This is a genomic window from Treponema endosymbiont of Eucomonympha sp., assembly GCF_001028545.1.
In genome coordinates this window covers 1-1,040 of sequence record NZ_BBPW01000209.1, presented here as the reverse complement: position 1 = coordinate 1,040, position 1,040 = coordinate 1, and the positions used below count along the sequence as shown (strand labels likewise).

General features: G+C 62.5%; 2 protein-coding genes. Both read right to left on the bottom strand.

All coding sequences use genetic code 11. The features are described 5' to 3' along the window. A partial coding sequence (locus tag AWU74_RS06015; RefSeq protein ID WP_162504919.1) for a 4Fe-4S binding protein occupies positions 1-444 on the bottom strand: 444 nt, incomplete at its 3' end. Then, a partial coding sequence (locus AWU74_RS06010) for a class II glutamine amidotransferase domain-containing protein (protein ID WP_498067485.1) occupies positions 435-1,040 on the bottom strand: 606 nt, incomplete at its 5' end. The genes AWU74_RS06010 and AWU74_RS06015, both read right to left, overlap by 10 nt.

Sequence of the window (1,040 nt, the reverse complement as noted above, 5' to 3'; positions counted from 1 at the left end):
TTCCAGTTTGGCGGGGCGCTTTCCCAGCGCGACTTTCGTTTCCATAGGCTCGCGGAGCGGGTCGATAGACGGGTTCGTTACCTGAGAGGCGTTTATCACGAGCCGGTTCCAGTACGTCGGCTGGTCGGTCGGGTTGCCCATAGACGACAGCATCATGCCGCCCGTATCCGCCTGCCGGTAAATGTCCTGTATCGCCTCGCCCGACCAGTTGGCGTTCGGGCGGAACGCGTGATTCGTCCTGACGATTTTGAGCGCGCGGACGGGGCACAGCGACACGCAGCGGTGGCACGCCACGCATTTGGATTCGTCGGCGGTCATTTCGCCGGTGTCGGCGTCGTAGGAATGCACTTCGTTCGCGCACTGGCGCTCGCAGGCGCGGCACGCGACGCAGCGGTCGGCGTTCCGCAGCACCTCAAACTCGGGGTACAGATAGGTTACAGGCATTTTTTCCCTTCCTCGTTCAGCCGGACGATGACCGGCTCGCCGCCCATAGGCGACCACGTGCAGTCTACGTCGCGCTCGATAGCCCTAATGGCGCATTCCTCGCTCGCCACGTACACCGTGTCGCCTTTTTCCGCCGCGACCAGAGAGCGCAGCTTGAGCCGGTCGTTGAGCGCCATCATGCCGCCGGAGAAGCCCACGACAACGGAAAACGGACCGGTAATGAGCAGTTCGGGGAACACCTGCCGCAGAAATGTGTACTGCTCGCGCTTTTTCTGGGGCATATCCTCGATAGTCTGCCAGAACGACGGGGCGATGACGGCGGCGACCTCCGCAAGCGTCAGCCCCTGCTTCCGCAGCAGGAAGTCTATTATGTACGCTATGACTTCGGTGTCGGTGCGGAGCGTGCATTTGTAGCCGAACATCTCGATAAAGCGGCGGTTCGCGTCGTAGGAGGAAATCTCGCCGTTGTGCACGACGCTGCAGTCGAGCAGCGTAAACGGGTGCGCGCCGCCCCACCAGCCCGGCGTGTTCGTCGGGTAGCGCCCGTGCCCCGTCCAGCAGTAGGCTTCGTAGTCTTCGAGCCGGTAGAAATCGCC